Genomic DNA, 15153 nt, shown 5'->3' with positions numbered 1-15153 from the left:
TCCGTCTACTTCACTTTTTTCTTCTTTTGACGGAGGATTTTATCAAATTTTTTAATTCGTTTTTTATTTGAAAGAGCATTACTCTATCAGATGATTTTCCGTTTTTCTATCCGTTCAAAAATTGAGTTCAAGGATTAAAAAGTATACGATTACTATAATTTTAAAACACCATGAATGAATAAATAAATTTTAATAATATAAATGAATACGATTATGAAACCAATACCTACTTTCTGCAAAGCAGATTATCAATTTCTAAGAGAATTGATTTTAAAAAGTAAAAACGAAACCAATACAAAAGAAGCCAATTTACTTTCACAAGAATTAGATCGCGCTGTAATTGGCAAAGAGAGTGAATTAGATTCGGTTATTCGCATCAATTCGTTTGTTACCATTGAAGATGTACAAGCCAATAAACAAATGAAAATTCAAATTGTTTTGCCTTCAGCCGCAGATTTGAAACAATCAAAAATTTCGATTTTAGCACCATTAAGCGTTGCTATAATTGGTTTTAAAGAAAATGATCAGGTTGATTGGGAACTTCCTGCAGGAATTAAAACATTAAAAGTAGTTTCAGTAGACAATTCAGACGTACTGCATTCGTAACTTTATAAACACCTCATTCTGTGACGGTGTTTTTTTTATACCTCATCCAAATAAAAAAAGCATCCCAATTTCTGAAATGCCCTTTGTCTTTTTATAGTTGAGAATCGATGTAATTCGTAATCGACGTCATTTGAGTTTCATCTAACTTCGCCTTTTTACCCATTCTTACCAAAATTGGTGTCCATTCTTCCTTTGTAAACTTTTTCGGTTCAAACAATTTGTGGCATTTTGCACAATTGTTTTCGTATAAACTTTTACCTGCTTCTAATTCAGGTGTTAATGCCACAGCTTTTGTTGTTTCGTTAGCTGGTGCAGATGCTACAGGAGCTGCTTTCTTACTTCCGCAAGAAACCATAAATAATGCTAGTCCTGCAAGGATTATTATATTTTTCATTGGCTTTGTTTTTTTAGTAAATATAAAAAAATCCCATATGCCGTGACATATGGGATTCTATTTATAACAATACTAAATTGCTAATGAAGTCTTATTTTACGTCCATTAATTCAACGTCGAAAATCAAAGTTGCGTTTGGCGGAATAACTCCTCCTGCACCAGATGGCCCGTAAGCTAAATCAGATGGAATTACAAAACGCGCTTTGTCTCCCACTTGCAATAAAGCAATACCTTCGTCCCATCCTTCGATAACTTGTCCAATTCCTAATTTGAATTCGATTGGTTTTTTACGTGGGTAAGAAGAATCAAAAACTTTTCCGTTTTCTAAAGAACCTTCGTAGTGTACAGAAACTGTTTTTCCAGCTTCAGCTCTTTTTCCTTCTCCTTTTTGAATCATTTTATAACGTAAACCGCTTTCAGTTTTATCAAAACCAGCAGCTAATTGTTCCATTTTTGCTTCAGATTCTGCTTTTAAAGCTGCTTCTCTTTTTAGACGAGCACCTTTTAAACCAATGAAAGCCTCAATAGCATTCCATTTTTGAGCTTCTTCACCAACTCTGATGATTTCAACAGACTCTAAATTATCACCTTGAGCAACAGCATCAACAACATCTTGTCCTTCAACAACGTGCCCGAAAACACTATGTTTGTTATCTAACCAAGGAGTTGGAACGTGTGTAATGAAAAATTGAGAACCGTTACTTCCTGGCCCTGAATTTGCCATAGATAAAACTCCTGGACGATCGTGTTTCAAACTTGGGTGAAACTCATCATCAAATTTGTAACCTGGATCTCCAGTTCCAGTTCCTTTTGGACAACCTCCTTGAATCATGAAATCTGCAATTACTCTGTGGAAAGTTAATCCGTCATAGAATTTTTGTCCTTGAGGTTTTACTTTATTTTCCATATTTCCTTCTGCAAGAGCAACAAAGTTACCTACAGTTCCTGGCGTCAAATCGTGTGTCAATTTTACTAAAATTGAACCTTTGCTAGTATTGAATTTAGCGTATATTCCGTTTTCCATGTTGTTATTTTTAATTTGAACGCAAATTTACAAATTAATTTTTTAATCAATTTGCGCTTTCGCTTTTTTAGATTTTGATTTATAAGTAAGTCCGTAAATAGCTAATGAGATTAATGATAGAACCATACATCCGATTGTGACAGCAGGCCACCCGCCCAATTTCCAAAGCAATAAACCATACGCAGATCCTGCAGCCGTTCCTAAAAAGGTAAGCGACATAAATACGGTATTTAATCTGTTTCTGGCTTCTGGCAATAACGAATAAACGCGTGTTTGGTTTGAAATGTGAACACCTTGAATTCCTATATCGATAAATACAATTCCAATTGCGATTCCGATTACACTTTCGATAGCAAAATAGAAGGTTATAAAACTGATTAAAACCAATAAACAGCCATAACCCACTGCAATTCTTGAGTTTCCTTTATCGCCCAATTTTCCAACCAAAGGCGCTGCCAAAGCTCCAGATGCCCCAACAATTCCAAACAATCCGATTGTGGCACTATTAAAATGAAACGGTTCTCCAGAAAGCAATAAAACCATTGTAGTCCAGAAAGCTCCAAACTGCGCAAAACTGAAAACATTGATTGCTGTTGCTTCACGTAGAACAGGCTGCGTTTTAATAAGCGTAAATAACGATTTAATTAACTGACCGTAAGTTCCTTGAAATTGAGGTTTGTTCTGCGGGAACTTGCTTTGGATTACAAAAAAGATCAAAAGACAAATTCCAGCCGCGATATAAAACATTGATCTCCAACCCAAAACTTGGCCGATAAATCCGCTTAAAGTTCGCGAAAGCAAAATCCCAACTAAAAGTCCACTCATAATAGTTCCTACCACTTTTCCTCGTTCTTCAGGAGCACTTAGAGAAGCTGCCAAGGGAAGAATAAGCTGTGGCACAATCGACGTGATTCCGATTAGCAGTGAAGCAATTTGTAAAATAAGAAAACTTTTGGCTGTTGCTGCAATTAATAAGGCAATTACCGTAGCAAAAGTGGTCATTAAAATTTGCCTTTTTCGCTCTAATTTATCGCCAAGAGGCACCATAAAAAACAGTCCGATTGCATAACCCGCTTGAGTAAGGTAAGTAATTGTTCCGGCGCTGGCTTCGGGAATTTTAAATTCGTTGGCAATTAAAACAATCAAAGGCTGGCAGTAATAAAGATTTGCAACTATAAGACCAGTGCAAACTGCCATAAAAAGTACATTCGTTTTTGATAAATTCATGCTGCAAAAATACCACTCTTATCTTTAGCAGAACTTTAAAAAAAGTATAAATTTTAAGCTTTTTTAAACCATATAAGTCCCATAAGTTCATTTAAAAGCTTGACGAAATTTAAACTTAAATTCCTTATAGCACTTATATGGTTATTTTTTTTCAACTTTTAATAGTTCAAAAAGTCTTCTCTTGCAGGGCTGAAAACATCTGTCAGCATTCCTTCTTCCAGACATACAACTCCATGCACAGCATGAGGCGGAATATAGAAACTATCCCCTTCTTTTAAAGTCTGTGTTACGCCACTAATGGTTACATCAAATTTTCCGCTTGCGATGTAGGTCACTTGTGAATGGTAATGGTCGTGCAAAGTACCGATGCCACCTTTTTCAAAATAAACATTTACTAACATTACTCTTTCGTCAAAAGCTAAAATCTTGCGTTTGATGCCTTCTCCGACTACTTCCCATTCGATATCGTCTCCTTTTATAAACTCTTTGCTCGTACCTAAACTCATAATTTTTAATTTTTATTAAATGCTTTTAAGGTCTTTTTCCATCAACTTAACACCGCTGGTTAGTTTGTTGTCCTTAAAATATTTTTCTAGTTCTTTTACTCTTTTTACATTATTATATTTAAATCCCGAATTTAATTTTCTTTGGCAAAGAGAGCACAATCTAATAGAATGTCCATCTGTTTCTGTCATGCTATTTGTTCCATTCATAACACAATTAGCCGCAATACAATGATGCAAACCAAACATATGTCCAATTTCGTGCGAACAAATCTTCAATAACCGCTCTAAACTCAAATTAAAATCTGCTTCTTTTTGCATTCTATACATCGAACTTACTGCAATTTTATCTCTATAAGATGCCAATCCAAAAACATAATTCCATTCTGGCTTTGGATACAAATCTTTTTCTGTTATTGCCATTAAAGCCACTCCTCTATCTGGTTTTTCTTCTTTTAGAACATCAGTCAAAATATAACCCGCTAAAAATTGTTCCTGTCCTACATCGCCAATTCTTCTGGCTTTATTCGGAATAATATCATTTGAAACATCTTTTAAAACCTTAGTTTCTAACTGAAAAAATAGCTGCAAATATTGACCGACTAATTCAATTTGCTTCTTCTGCAACGAATTAAATTTTCCTATAGGTTGCAAATAAATAATGTTTTCTTCTTTTGTTGGAATAATATGTTTTGTTTTGATAAACTGCTCAAAAGTCTGTCCTTTTTCATTGCGAGAATAAAGCCAATCGCCATAAACAGGCTTACCAAGCTTAACATCATTATTTTTGATTGCGACAAAATAGGGATCTAGTTTTAAATTAAGCTCCGGTTTCGGTTCTGGTTTTAGATCTGACTTTTCTTTCTTATTTGATTCGCAAGAACAAAGAATTACTAATAACAACAAAAGAAGTTTCTTCATAAACCAAATGTACTAGATTAAGTTTTTCGAAATAAAATCACAGCTTGATTTTATAGATTCAAAAGAATTGGAAGCAAAATTATTTTCCTGTTCTACAAAAAAATGAATCATTCCAGATTGTTTTGCTGCCGCGAATAAAGGCTTAAAATCTATTGTTCCAGAACCAACTTCTGTATTCAAATCGTTATTGTTTTTGTCCTTGTCTTTTACATGCCACATTTTAAAACGTCCAGGATTTTCTTTGAATAATTGCAAAGGATCATTTCCTGAATGAACTACCCAATATAAATCCAATTCAAAAAAGACCAAATCTTTATCGGTTTCTTTTAATAAAATTTCAAAACCTGTAACGCCTTCGTGTTTTTGAAATTCAAAATCATGATTGTGATATGCCAGTTTGAGACCTGCTTTTTTGCACATTTTTGCCGCTTCATTTAGCCGAGCGGCAATCTTTTTATAATCTTCGATATTTCTTCTAAAAGGCTCATCAACCCACGGAACAGTTAAAAATTCGCTTTTTAGAATTTTAGCTGCTTCAATTGAAGCAATTAATTCTTCAGTATTCCCGTCATACAAAAAACTTCCTAAATTATAATGCCCACTAATAGCCTTTAAGCCATTTTTATCTAGAATCTTTTTTAATTCTTTTGCCGTTAGTCCCCAAAACTGATCCTTGGTAGAGAAACCATATGTTTCGACTGTCGTATATCCCGCTGTAGCCACTTTTTCTAACGTTTCTTTTACTTCCTTTGGCAGTTGGTGACGAAGCGTATACAACTGTAAACCTATTTCTTTTTTATTCATAGAAAATGCAAATGATGGTGAAGCCAGAACAGCTGTTGTGGCTAAACCTGTGGTTACGATAAAATTTCTTCTGCTAATCATTTTATGATATAATTTTCAGAAAGTAAATATATTATAAAAATTGGTTCTTAAAATTTTCTGCCAACTTTTGAAGCGCTTGTGCAGTTTTTTCCGATACGATTTCTCCTTCAGCATTCAGTTTTCCGCGAATGCCTTGAATTAAAAGCTGAGTTGCATCATCAGATTTAGCTTCCAGAGTTTTCATTATCAACAAAAGCTGTTCGTGCCCTTTTTCTCCAGAAGCCGAAGCCGTAATCAGACCTGTATTTTTGTTTGAAAAAATAGTCGCCGAAACGCACCATTCTAAAGCATTTTTCAAACTTCCAGGAAGGCTAAACACATATTCGGGCGTGCAAATGATTACGCCATCAGCGTTGATTATTTTATTTCTAAAAAAAGTAATTTCTTTTGGAGGATTTTCTGTATCTAAATCTGGATTAAAATGCGGAAGACTTTCCAAATCTTCGAAAATTTCTACTTCGAATTGAGGTTTTAAATAATCTGAAATATATTTAAGAATTTTGAAATTGCTGGAGTTGTTTCTAGTACTTCCAGATATGGCAAGGATTTTTATTTTTGGTGAAGACATATTCAATAAGAACTAAATTAGTTCCTTAAAAATAAACTTTTCATCATAATCGACTTCAAATTTTTCAAGAAAATTAATGTACTCTTCTCTAAACGTTTTCTGTTTATGATGCTGCTCTTGATTTTCAATATAATTTATAACCGCATGCAATTGAGACTTACTATATGAAAACGCTCCATATCCTTCTTGCCACTCAAAATGAGTATTTATAAATCTATTTTCATTGATCCATTTTGATGAATTTTGCTTTACATTTTTCATCAATTCTGATATTGACTGTACAGGTCTAAATCCAACCAAAATATGAATATGATCTGAAACTCCATTTATAGCAAGAAGTTTATGATTATTATTCCTGATGATTCCCGAAATATATTTATACAGTTCATCTTTCCAATTTTTATGGATAATTGCTTTTCTATATTTGACAGCAAAAACAAAATGAATATGTATTTGTGTATATGTGTTTGCCATTACATATAGTCCCTACGGGACATCGATTTCTTTATTATTATTTCTACCGATATTTTATTCCTATCGGAATATTTGATAAATGCAAACTTAGAAAAAAGAAAGAAATATCTTTCAATTTTTAAAAAATAAAGTAAAATAGCACGGCATATCAATGATAAGAATAGTTCCGCCAGAAATAAAACATCGGCAAACAATATTTTAATCAATCGGTATATAACAAAAAACAGTTCCGTCAGGAACTAAATATCGGTAGAAACAATATTTCAATCATATCGATTAAAAAAAACAGTTCCGTCAGGAACCGAATATCGGTAGAAACAATATTTTAATCAATCAATATGTCACAAAAAACAGTTCCGTCAGGAACCAAATATCGGTAGAAGCAATATTTCAATCATATCGATTAAAAAAAACGGTTCCGTCAGGAACCGAATATCGGTAGAAACAATATTTTAATCAATCGATATGTCACAAAAAACAGTTCCGTCAGGAACCAAATATCGGTAGAAACAATATTTCAATCAATCGATATATAACAAAAAAACAGTTCCGTCAGGAACCAAATATCGGTAGAAGCAATATTTCAATCATATCGATTAAAAAAAACAGTTCCGTCAGGAACCAAATATCGGTAGAAGCAATATTTCAATCATATCGATAAAAAAAACAGTTCCGTCAGTAACCAAATATCGGTAGAAACAATATTTTAATCAATCGATATGTCACAAAAACAGTTCCGTCAGGAACCAAATATCGGTAGAAGCAATATTTCAATCATATCGATTAAAAAAAAAAAAAAAAAAACGGTTCCGTCAGGAACCGAATATCGGTGGAAAAAAAATATCAGTAGCCAAAGCAATACCGATTCATTTTGTTCTGTTAGGGACTAGATTTTATTTAACCGTCAACAGATTCATACTTTCCATTCTTACTGAATCAATTGCTTGTGGCGGATAGTTTTGCTTTTCTTGTCGTGTAGAAGTTACTTTGCCCTCTTTATTTACATACACATAATTGTAACGCCAGTAGTTTGATCTTTTTGCTTGTGAATCTTCATTAACAAAAACCTGATCTGCATAAACAAGAATTTCTCCATTCTGTTTATTGTCTAAAGTTCTTACTGGACTACCCAATATTTTTAGCACTTTCGTCTTGGATTCGCCCACGGCCACAGTTGCCGAATTGGTACCTGCACAGGATATAAAGAGTGCAAGTATCGCGGTTGCTATGATTGCTTTTTTCATAATTAAGCTTTTAGAATTTGTGTTTGGTTTTGGTTGTTATCTATTGATAATTAGGTGCGTAATATTAATTAAAGTTACCATTATAAATTTTACACAATTCAATAACTATGTTATATAATTATTACCAAAAGACTCTGTGCTTTATTTGTATCTTTGCCAAGCAAGAAAATTATCGAATAAAGATGCGAATTGATATTATTACTCTTTTACCAGAATTATTAAGAAGTCCGTTTGAGGCTTCCATTATGAAACGCGCCATTGATAAAGGTTTGGTCGAAGTGCATTTTCACAATCTTCGTGATTATAGCACCAACAGACAAAAAAGTGTAGACGATTATCCTTTTGGAGGAGGTGCCGGAATGGTAATGACAATTCAGCCTATCGACGACTGCATAACTCATTTGAAAAGCCAGCGTGACTATGATGAAGTAATTTATATGTCACCAGATGGCGAAACTTTGAATCAAAAAATGGCAAATAAAATGTCGATGTACGAAAACATCATTATTTTATGCGGTCATTATAAAGGTGTTGATCAAAGAGTGAGAGATCATTTTATTACAAAAGAAATCTCTATTGGTGATTACGTTTTATCTGGAGGAGAATTGGGTGCAATAGTTTTATCTGACGCCTTGATCCGATTAATTCCTGGTGTTTTAAGTGACGAAACCTCAGCTTTGACAGATAGTTTTCAGGACAATTTACTTTCAGGTCCAATTTATACAAGACCCGCAGATTATAAAGGATGGAAAGTGCCAGAAGTTTTAACCAGCGGCCATGCAGCAAAAATCGACAAATGGCGTGAAGACATGGCTTATGAACATACTAAAAACAGAAGGCCAGATTTATTAGAATAAGTCATAAAGTTGTAAAGTCTAAAGTCATAAAGTCCATTATTTAGAATCTTCATTTTGAAATCTTTATGACTTTACAACTTTAGACTTTATGACTCAAAAAATATTTACAATTTATAATTCATAATTTATAATTATTTTTTACATTTGCACCCGAATTTGACCAACCTCTGGCGAGATCCGTGAATGTTGTTCTAATATAAAAACCATAATTTAAATTATCATGGCAGATTTATTAAAATTCGTTCAAGACGAATTCGTTGCTAAAAAAGATTTCCCAGATTTCGGAGCTGGAGACACAATCACTGTTTTCTACGAAATTAAAGAGGGTGAAAAAACAAGAACTCAGTTCTTCAAAGGAGTTGTGATTCAAAGAAGAGGTTCTGGTGTTACAGAAACTTTTACTATCCGTAAAATGTCTGGATCTGTTGGTGTAGAGCGTATCTTCCCAGTAAACTTACCAGCTTTACAAAAAATCGAAGTTAACAAGAAAGGTGCTGTACGTAGAGCTAGAATTTTCTACTTCAGACAACTTACTGGTAAAAAAGCTAAGATTAAAGATAAAAGAAGATAATCATTTATCTAAATGTTATAAAAAACTCGTTTCATATCGTTTGAAACGAGTTTTTTTTATGTTCTATTTTCACCACTAACAAAACTGTAATTTTTTAATACCAAAATCATCGATTTAGCAATTTAACGAGCTCGAAATAACAATCTGTTAATTTCGTCTTTTCTCACCAAAACTCAACCGTTTTCGTTGTGATTTTATTATATTTGCTCCGCTCATTTTGAGCCGAATATATCTTTTACATCGTTAACTCCTGACGATACGATTATAAAAAAAAAAGAAAATGACAAAATCAAAAATTTTTTACACCTTAACTGATGAGGCGCCTCTATTGGCAACTTACTCTTTGTTACCAATTGTTCAAGCTTTTACAGCGACAGCTGGAATTGAAATCGAAACCAGAGATATTTCGCTGGCAGGAAGAATTTTATCAAACTTCCCAGAATCTTTGACTGATGCTCAAAAAACTGGAGATGCCTTGGCAGAACTTGGTCAATTAGCAACTCAGCCAGAAGCTAACATTATCAAATTACCAAACATTTCTGCATCTGTACCGCAATTAAAAGCGGCTATTGCAGAATTGCAATCACACGGATACAACGTACCAAATTTCCCAGAAGATCCACAAAACGATGCTGAAAAGGAAATTAAAGCAAAATATGCAAAAGTATTAGGTTCTGCTGTAAACCCAGTTTTACGTGAAGGAAACTCTGACCGTAGAGCTCCAAGAGCAGTTAAAAACTTTGCAAAAGCAAACCCTCACTCTATGGGTGCTTGGTCTGCTGACTCAAAAACTAAAGTGGCTTCTATGTCAGGCGGTGATTTTTACGGAAGTGAAAAATCGGTTACTGTAAACGAAGCTAATGATGTAAAAATCGAATTTGTTGCTAAAGACGGAACTTCAACTGTTCTTAAAGCAAGTACTCCTTTAAAAGCCGGAGAAATTATTGACAGTTCTGTTTTAAGCGTAAGCAAATTAAAAGCTTTTGCTGCTGATGTAATTGCTGAAGCTAAAGCTGCAGGAGTTTTACTTTCTGTGCACTTAAAAGCTACCATGATGAAAGTTTCTGATCCAATTATCTTTGGCGCTATCGTTGAAGTATATTTTGCAGATGTTTTCAAAAAATACGCTTCTTTATTCGCTGAATTAAATATTGACACTAGAAATGGTTTAGGTGATATCTATGCTAAAATTGCTGGAAGACCTGAGCAAGCTGAAGTTGAAGCAGCAATTAATGCCGCTATAGAAAACGGACCAGCTTTGGCAATGGTTAATTCTGATAAAGGAATTACAAACCTACACGTTCCTTCTGACGTAATCGTTGATGCTTCTATGCCTGCAATGATCCGTACTTCTGGACAAATGTGGAACAAAGAAGGAAAAGCACAAGATACATTTGCTGTTATTCCAGATCGTTCTTATGCTGGAGTTTATACCGCAACAATCGATTTCTGTAAAAAACACGGTGCTTTTGATCCGAAAACAATGGGAAGTGTTCCTAACGTTGGATTAATGGCTCAAAAAGCTGAAGAATACGGATCTCACGACAAAACTTTCCAAATGAAAGCTGACGGAGTTGTTCGCGTGGTTGATGCTAACGGAAATGTTCTAATGGAGCAAAACGTTGAAGCTAATGACATTTTCAGAATGTGTCAAGCAAAAGACGCTCCAATTCAAGACTGGGTTAAATTGGCTGTAAACAGAGCTCGTTTATCTAGTACTCCTGCTGTTTTCTGGCTAGACGAAAACAGAGCACACGATAGAGAATTGATCGTAAAAGTTCAAAAATACCTTAAAGACTACGATACTACAAACTTAGATATCCGTATTTTAAATCCAGTTGCTGCTACAGAATTCACTTTAGACAGAATCATCAAAGGTTTAGATACTATCTCTGTAACTGGAAACGTTTTACGTGACTACTTAACAGATTTATTCCCAATTTTAGAACTAGGAACTTCTGCTAAAATGCTTTCTATTGTTCCTTTAATGAATGGCGGTGGATTGTTCGAAACTGGTGCTGGAGGTTCTGCTCCTAAACACGTTGAGCAATTTACAGAAGAAGGATATTTACGTTGGGATTCATTAGGAGAGTTTTTAGCTCTTGGTGCTTCATTGGAGCATTTAGGACAAACTTTAGACAATTCTAAAGCAATTGTTTTATCTGAGACTTTAGACCAAGCTAACGATAAATTCTTAGCAAACGATAAATCTCCAGCTCGTAAAGTAGGACAAATTGACAACCGTGGTTCTCACTTCTATTTAGCATTCTACTGGGCTCAAGCTTTGGCTGCTCAAACTAAAGATGCTGAATTGAAAGCTATCTTTACTCCAATTGCTGCTGAATTTGAAGCTAATGAAGCTAAAATCGATGCAGAATTAATTGGTGCTCAAGGTAAAGCTCAAAACATTGGAGGTTACTACCAACCAACTCCAGAATTGGTAAGCAAAGCAATGCGACCAAGCGAAACTTTCAACGGTATTGTTGCTAAAATCAAATAATTCAGAATACATCTGTATTTCTAAATAAACAAAAAGGACAACTCATAAGGTTGTCCTTTTTTTTATCTTAACTTATGTTTAACAAAAGTTTCGCGAGAATATTTAGTAAGAATTTGTTAACTATGTAAATCAAAATCAATATAATGATTACAAAAGATACCTGCGCATTTTTTCTTTTTATTTTAACGATTTTCACCTCCTTTGCGCAGGAAAAATTCACTTTAAGCGGAATCATTAGCGACAGCAAAAACAATGAAACTTTAATTGGAGTTAACATTTTCATTCCAGCCTTAAAAATAGGAACCACCACTAACGAATATGGCTTCTATTCTCTTTCTGCACCAAAAGGCGAATACGAAATTGAAATCAGTTATATTGGCTATCAAACCATTCAAAAAAAAATTAATTTAAATCAGAATACAAAAAGTAATTTCTCCATCAAAGAAGATAGCGAAGAACTTCAAGAAGTCATCATAACAGAGAACAAAGGCAAAATAAATGTGAAATCGCCAGAAATGAGTATCAATAAACTCTCCATTTCGACCATAAAAAAAATGCCCGTTGTTTTAGGAGAAGTTGACGTTTTAAAATCTATTTTATTGCTCCCTGGAGTTACCAATGCGGGTGAAGGCGCTTCTGGATTTAATGTTCGAGGAGGAGGAGCCGATCAAAACTTGATTCTTCTAGACGAAGCTACAATCTTTAATTCTTCTCACGTCTTCGGGTTCTTTTCTGTTTTTAATCCCGATGCCATTAAAGATTTAAAATTATACAAAGGCGGAATTCCAGCACGTTATGGAGGAAGAGCTTCTTCTGTTTTAGAAATTTATCAAAAAGACGGCAGCAGTAAAGATTTTCATATGAATGGCGGTATCGGATTGATTTCAAGTCGTCTATTGGCTGAAGGTCCAATTGTCAAAGATAAAGGTTCTTTTCTGATAGGCGGAAGAGCTTCCTATGCACATCTTTTTCTCAAATTCTCTGAAAAAGACAAAGATAACGCCGCGTATTTTTACGATTTAAATACTAAATTAAGCTACAAACTCAACGACAATAACAGTTTGTATTTGTCTGGATATTTTGGAAGAGACGTTTTCAGATTAAATAAAAGTTTTACGAATACGTACGGAAATTCAACCTTAAATTTGAGATGGAATCACTTGTATTCTAACAAATTATTCTCCAATCTCTCTCTAATTTACAGCGACTATTATTACGGATTAGATCTTGATTTTGTGGGATTCAAATGGGATTCTGGAATCAAAAATTACAATCTCAAATACGATTTCAAACATTATCTTTCCGACAAATTAAAACTGAATTACGGTGTAAACGGAATCTACTACAACTTTAATCCTGGAACCATTAAACCGACAGGTGAAGATTCGGGCATTAATCCAGATCAATTAGATAAAAAATATGCTTTTGAGCCTTCTGTCTATTTAGATGCCGAAAGTCAGCTTTCTAAAAAAATCACCATTGCCTACGGATTGCGTTATAGTTTATTTTACAGATTAGGCGCTTCAACCGTTAATTATTACGACAATAACGAAGCAGTAGTTTTTAATAACGACATGCAGATTTACGAAAAAGGCACACCAACTTCAACTCAACATTTTGGCAAAAATAAAGTCATTCAGAGTTATGATAATCTAGAGCCGCGTTTTTCTATTTCTTATCAATTAAATGGGGAGCAATCTCTTAAAGCGAGTTACAACAGAATGGCGCAATATCTTCAATTAATTTCCAACACCTCATCTCCTACTCCGCTAGACGTTTGGATGCCTAGTGACAATTATATTAAACCGCAACTTGCAGATCAGGTTGCTGTGGGTTATTTTAGAAATATTTATAATGATGCCTATTCGTTAGAAGTAGAAACCTATTATAAAGAAATACAAAACCGATTAGATTATATTGACGGCGCCGATTTAATTGCCAATAACGCCATCGAACAGGTTGTTTTAAATGGCCATATGCGATCGTATGGTTTAGAATTGATGGTGAAGAAAAACAAAGGTCGATTTAACGGCTGGATTTCGTACACTATTTCAAGATCGGAACAGCAAACTCCAGGAAGAACGTCGGAAGAAATTGGCATTAATAACGGTAAATGGTACGCATCAGCTTACGATAAAACGCATAATTTGGCGATTACATCTGCTTACAATTTAAACGAAAAATGGTCATTTGGCGCTAACTTTGCCTTACAGTCAGGACAACCTGTAACGTATCCGAACGGACAATATCAATATTTAGGAATTGTAGTGCCAAGTTACGGTTTAAGAAACGAAAATCGACTTCCTTCTTATAATCATTTGGACATTTCTGCCACTTTAACGCCACGTAAAAACAAAGATAGAAGCTGGAAAGGCGAATGGGTTTTCAGCATTTACAATCTTTATAATCGAATGAATGCGGCCTCGATCAATTTCAGACAAAATGTTGATACAGGAGTAAACGAAGCGGTGCAATTGTCTATTTTCGGAATTGTACCTGCAGTAAGCTATAATTTCAAATTCTAAAAAAATCACTTCAAAAACTAAGATATGATTGTGAGAAAATTATTTTTTTTTATCGCATTTTTTTCATCACTTTTTTTCACAAGCTGTGAAGAAGTGGTTGATGTTGACTTAGAAACAGCGCCTGCTAAATTGGTTATAGAAGCTGTTATAAATTGGGAAAAAGGAAGTTCTGGAAAACAACAGATTATCAAACTTTCTACGACAACGGGATATTTTGAAAATCAAATTCCGGCAGTATCAAATGCTGTAGTTTTCATAAAAAACAGTAAAAACCAAAAATTTAACTTTACCGAATTCAATAAAACTGGCAATTACATTTGTAATGATTTCAAAGCCGAACTTAATGAAGAATATACTTTAACCGTTATCAGCAAAGGAAATACTTACACGGCAACAGAAATTTTAAAATCGGTAGCGCCCATTACACGAATTGAACAAAAAAATGATAGCGGTTTTACAGGAGAAGATATCGAAATAAAAGCGTACTTTACAGATCCTGCTGATGAAGACAATTTTTATTTGTTTAAATATGTTTATTCGAGTAAAATCACTTCAAATTATTATGTTTCTGAAGACAAGTTCTATCAAGGAAACGAAATTTTCAGCAGTGCTGTTGATGAAGATTTAAAAGCAGGAGATGAAGTTGAAGTAACACATTACGGAATTTCTAGGCAATATTTTAACTATATGAATATTTTGGTTAGTATAGCTGGAAGCAATATTGGAGGTCCATTTCAGTCGCCGCCCGCAACCGTAAAAGGAAATATCATCAATACAACAGATAAAAATAATTATCCGCTAGGATACTTTTCTCTTAGCGAAACCAGTACAAAAAAGTACAAAATTGAGTAATT

Annotated in this window: 15 protein-coding genes; 6 read left to right on the top strand and 9 right to left on the bottom strand. The window is 34.1% G+C overall.

Features of this window, described 5'->3' with window-relative positions; all coding sequences use genetic code 11:
* Positions 1-213: 213 nt before the first annotated feature.
* Positions 214-606 carry a GreA/GreB family elongation factor gene (locus ABTV69_RS11520; protein ID WP_433836474.1) on the top strand — a complete coding sequence of 131 codons (393 nt, stop codon included), beginning with the start codon at positions 214-216 and terminating at the stop codon, positions 604-606.
* Positions 607-697: 91 nt separating this feature from the next.
* Here ABTV69_RS11520 and ABTV69_RS11515 read toward each other — a convergent pair whose 3' ends face one another.
* From ABTV69_RS11515 to ABTV69_RS11475, 9 genes are all read right to left on the bottom strand, one after another.
* A complete protein-coding gene (locus ABTV69_RS11515) occupies positions 698-1000 on the bottom strand; it encodes a cytochrome c (RefSeq protein ID WP_433836472.1) in 303 nt (100 codons plus the stop codon).
* A gap of 91 nt (positions 1001-1091) precedes the next feature.
* Positions 1092-2024 (bottom strand): peptidylprolyl isomerase, encoded by a 933-nt coding sequence (locus ABTV69_RS11510; RefSeq protein ID WP_433836470.1) that lies wholly within the window; start codon positions 2022-2024, stop codon positions 1092-1094.
* 42 nt (positions 2025-2066) lie between these two features.
* The gene (locus ABTV69_RS11505) at positions 2067-3221 is read right to left on the bottom strand and encodes an MFS transporter (RefSeq protein WP_433836468.1); all 1155 of its coding nucleotides are present in this window, start codon (positions 3219-3221) and stop codon (positions 2067-2069) included.
* Positions 3222-3409: 188 nt separating this feature from the next.
* A complete protein-coding gene (locus ABTV69_RS11500) occupies positions 3410-3760 on the bottom strand; it encodes a cupin domain-containing protein (RefSeq protein WP_433836694.1) in 351 nt (116 codons plus the stop codon).
* A 12-nt stretch (positions 3761-3772) separates the two neighbouring features.
* Positions 3773-4675 (bottom strand): reprolysin-like metallopeptidase, encoded by a 903-nt coding sequence (locus ABTV69_RS11495; protein WP_433836466.1) that lies wholly within the window; start codon positions 4673-4675, stop codon positions 3773-3775.
* 12 nt (positions 4676-4687) lie between these two features.
* Positions 4688-5560 (bottom strand): sugar phosphate isomerase/epimerase family protein, encoded by an 873-nt coding sequence (locus tag ABTV69_RS11490; RefSeq protein ID WP_433836464.1) that lies wholly within the window; start codon positions 5558-5560, stop codon positions 4688-4690.
* A gap of 31 nt (positions 5561-5591) precedes the next feature.
* The gene (locus ABTV69_RS11485) at positions 5592-6128 is read right to left on the bottom strand and encodes an NADPH-dependent FMN reductase (RefSeq protein ID WP_433836462.1); all 537 of its coding nucleotides are present in this window, start codon (positions 6126-6128) and stop codon (positions 5592-5594) included.
* Positions 6129-6140: 12 nt separating this feature from the next.
* Complete coding sequence (gene tnpA / locus ABTV69_RS11480; protein ID WP_433836460.1) at positions 6141-6602, bottom strand: IS200/IS605 family transposase; 462 nt, start codon at positions 6600-6602, stop codon at positions 6141-6143.
* 893 nt (positions 6603-7495) lie between these two features.
* A complete protein-coding gene (locus tag ABTV69_RS11475) occupies positions 7496-7846 on the bottom strand; it encodes a hypothetical protein (protein ID WP_433836458.1) in 351 nt (116 codons plus the stop codon).
* Positions 7847-8028: 182 nt separating this feature from the next.
* Between ABTV69_RS11475 and trmD the strand changes: the two genes are divergently transcribed.
* The 5 genes from trmD (at position 8029) to ABTV69_RS11450 (ending at position 15151) form a co-directional block, all read left to right on the top strand.
* On the top strand, positions 8029-8703 hold the full coding sequence (gene trmD / locus ABTV69_RS11470) for a tRNA (guanosine(37)-N1)-methyltransferase TrmD (RefSeq protein WP_433836456.1): 675 nt from the start codon (positions 8029-8031) through the stop codon (positions 8701-8703).
* Positions 8704-8923: 220 nt separating this feature from the next.
* Positions 8924-9274, top strand: a complete 351-nt coding sequence (gene rplS, locus ABTV69_RS11465) for a 50S ribosomal protein L19 (protein WP_008462155.1) — start codon at positions 8924-8926, stop codon at positions 9272-9274.
* A gap of 280 nt (positions 9275-9554) precedes the next feature.
* Entirely contained in the window at positions 9555-11774 is a 2220-nt protein-coding gene (locus ABTV69_RS11460; protein ID WP_433836454.1) for an NADP-dependent isocitrate dehydrogenase, read from the top strand.
* Positions 11775-11917: 143 nt separating this feature from the next.
* Positions 11918-14299 (top strand): TonB-dependent receptor, encoded by a 2382-nt coding sequence (locus ABTV69_RS11455; protein ID WP_433836452.1) that lies wholly within the window; start codon positions 11918-11920, stop codon positions 14297-14299.
* A 30-nt stretch (positions 14300-14329) separates the two neighbouring features.
* Positions 14330-15151: a DUF4249 domain-containing protein gene (locus ABTV69_RS11450; RefSeq protein WP_433836450.1), complete on the top strand. Its 822-nt coding sequence runs from the start codon at positions 14330-14332 to the stop codon at positions 15149-15151.
* Positions 15152-15153: the final 2 nt, after the last annotated feature.

The sequence above is a fragment of the Flavobacterium anhuiense genome, assembly GCF_050990855.1.
GTDB lineage: Bacteria > Bacteroidota > Bacteroidia > Flavobacteriales > Flavobacteriaceae > Flavobacterium > Flavobacterium anhuiense_C.
Note: the sequence above shows the minus strand (reverse complement) of the source record. Positions and strands in the feature narration are given on the sequence as shown.